Source organism: Saccharopolyspora sp. (assembly GCF_017434145.1).
GTDB classification, from domain to species: domain Bacteria; phylum Actinomycetota; class Actinomycetes; order Mycobacteriales; family Pseudonocardiaceae; genus Saccharopolyspora_C; species Saccharopolyspora_C galaxeae.
This window is the reverse complement of the sequence record NZ_JAFRFW010000530.1, coordinates 1-2350: the sequence shown is the minus strand read 5'-3', so window position 1 is coordinate 2350 and position 2350 is coordinate 1. Positions and strand designations below refer to the sequence as shown.

Sequence of the window (2350 nt, the reverse complement as noted above, 5' to 3'; positions counted from 1 at the left end):
CCCGCCACGAAGGCGCCCAGCCCGGCGCGCACGAGCGGGCCGCGGAGCTGCTGGCGCGGGCCGGTGGCACGTCGCTGGGCCCGAAACCCGCCGAGGATTGGGCGCGCGGCCGCTACCACGGTCCGTACCTGCGGGATGCGCTGCTCGACGTCAACGCGTTGGCGGAAACGCTGGAGACCGCGACCAGCTGGTCCAACCTCGACGCCACCTATGCGGCCGTGCGCGACGCGCTGACCGAATCGCTGCAAGCCCAGGGCACGCCACCGATGATCATGTGCCACGTCTCGCACGTGTACTCGACCGGTGCCTCGCTGTACTTCACGGTCGCCTGCGCGCGCGGCGAGGACCCGGTTGCCCAGTGGCGCCAGGCCAAACGCGCGGCGAGCGATGCCATGAGCGCCTCGTCGGCCACCATCACCCACCACCACGCGGTGGGGCTGGACCACCGGGAATGGATGGCCGACGAGGTCGGCGAACTCGGCCTGGAAGTGCTGCGCGCCGTGAAGTCCACTGTGGACCCATCCGGTGTGCTCAACCCCGGCAAGCTGATCCCGTGATCAGCGACGTCAGCCTGCTGGTCAATCCGAACTCCGGGCGATCCCGCGGTGCGGCCGCAGCACTGCGGGCACTGCGGTACCTGCGTGCCCGCGGGATTGCGGTTTCCACGCTGATGGGCAAGGACGCGGCGGAGTCCGCGGCGCTGGCGCACCGGGCCGTCGCCGCGGGCACCGGCGCACTCGTGGCGTGCGGCGGTGACGGACTCGTCAACATCGCATTGCAGGCGGTGGCGGGAACTTCCACGCCGTTCGGAGTGATCCCGGCGGGAACCGGCAACGACCACGCGCGGATGCTGGGAATTCCGCGGCACGACCCCGTCGCCGCCGCCCGGGTGGTGGCGACCGGCGCGGTGCGCCCGATCGATCTGGGACGGGCCGGGGACCGCTGGTTCGGCACCGTTCTCGCGGGCGGTTTCGACGCCAAGGTCACCGAACGCACCAACCGGCTGCGGTGGCCGCGCGGCAAGCTGCGCTACAACCTCGCGGTGCTGATCGAACTCATCGCGCTGCGCCCCCGCGACTACGTGCTCGAACTGGACGACCGGCGGATGGCGGTGCCTGCGATGCTGGTGGCGGTCGGCAACGGTGCGACCTACGGCGGCGGGATGCGGATCTGCCCGCACGCGGACCAAACCGACGGCTTGCTCGACGTCACCGTCATCGAGCATCGGCGGCTCACCGAGCTCGTGCGCCTGCTGCCTGCGATCTACACCGGAGAACACGTCGAGCACCCGCAGGTGACGACTTATCGCGCCGTCCGCGTGCGACTGTCCACTACGGACATCGTCGGTCACGCCGACGGTGAACCGTTCGCGCCGCTGCCGGTCACCTGCGAATGCGTGCCCGCAGCCGCCCGCGCGATCGTGCCGGTGCCGGAGTGAATTCGTTGCGCATGAACGGTTTCCGCCAGGCGGTGCCGCACCGAGCTTGCCGGTGCGGCTTCACCCGGCCGCGTCCCGCAGGAATTCCTCGATGACTTCCGCGGTCCGCTCGGGAACCTCCTCGGCGGCGTAGTGGCCCGCGTCCGCGAACTCGATCAGGTCGAAGTGCGGGTACCACTGCCCGAACGTGGACCGGATCAGCTCGGCGTGCACGGCAGGATCGTTGCGGCCGATGAGCACCTTTACGGGCACCCGGGAGCCGTTGATCTCGGCGTGGAAGTCGGTGCTGGCCCAAGCCTCCAGATAGGCGGCCACCGCCGGGACTTCGCTGTTGCGCACCGAGTGCTCGACCATGGCGTCCAGCTGCCGCGGTTCGAGCCTGCCGCCGGTGGTGAAGTCGATGATCTGGCGCCGCACGTCCGCGCTGTCCGCGGCCGAGCGGAACAGTTCCCACGTGGCGTCGTCGAACGGTATGCCGCTCGCCGGAACCGGCGAGATGCCGAACATGGCGCGGACCCGCTCCGGCGCGTCGGCGTAGACCCGCTGCATCACGCTGCCACCCATGGAGTGGCCGAGCAGGCAGAAGCGTTCCAGCCCGAGCTCGTCGGCGAACTCCAGCACGTCCGCGGCCGCTTCCGCGATGGTGAAGCGGCCGGACGCACCGGCCCGTGAGCCGTACCCGCGGAAGTCCATGAAGTGGTAGCCGAACTGCGAGTTCTCCAAGTGGGCCGCCAGCGGCTGCCACGCGGCCGCCGACCCGAACCACCCGTGCAGTCCGATGACGGCGCGCCCGTCGTTGCCGGAATCCTGAGACATTTCGTCCACGGCACCTCCATGTGCGTCCCGGTCCATACAATTGTTGCCGTGCGCACACCCGCTGGATAGGTGTTGAAGACATGCAGATCGATGAAT

Annotated in this window: 3 protein-coding genes; 2 read left to right on the top strand and 1 reads right to left on the bottom strand. The window is 69.9% G+C overall.

Annotation, left to right across the window (positions count from 1 at the left end; translation table 11 throughout):
* Both IJH84_RS14770 and IJH84_RS14765 read left to right on the top strand, forming a co-directional pair.
* The coding region (locus IJH84_RS14770) for an FAD-linked oxidase C-terminal domain-containing protein (RefSeq protein WP_295145414.1) at window positions 1-557 on the top strand (557 nt) is incomplete at its 5' end.
* On the top strand, window positions 554-1438 hold the full coding sequence (locus IJH84_RS14765; RefSeq protein WP_295145411.1) for a diacylglycerol kinase: 885 nt from the start codon (window positions 554-556) through the stop codon (window positions 1436-1438). The genes IJH84_RS14770 and IJH84_RS14765, both read left to right, overlap by 4 nt.
* Before the next feature lie 60 nt (window positions 1439-1498).
* Here IJH84_RS14765 and IJH84_RS14760 read toward each other — a convergent pair whose 3' ends face one another.
* Window positions 1499-2254: an alpha/beta fold hydrolase gene (locus IJH84_RS14760; protein WP_295145418.1), complete on the bottom strand. Its 756-nt coding sequence runs from the start codon at window positions 2252-2254 to the stop codon at window positions 1499-1501.
* Between the last annotated feature and the right edge of the window lie 96 nt (window positions 2255-2350).

Coding starts and splice junctions, on each gene's coding strand:
- IJH84_RS14760 (WP_295145418.1), bottom strand. CDS start 2,254: ATGTCTCAGGATTCCGGCAACGACGGGCGCGCCGTCATCGGACTGCAC.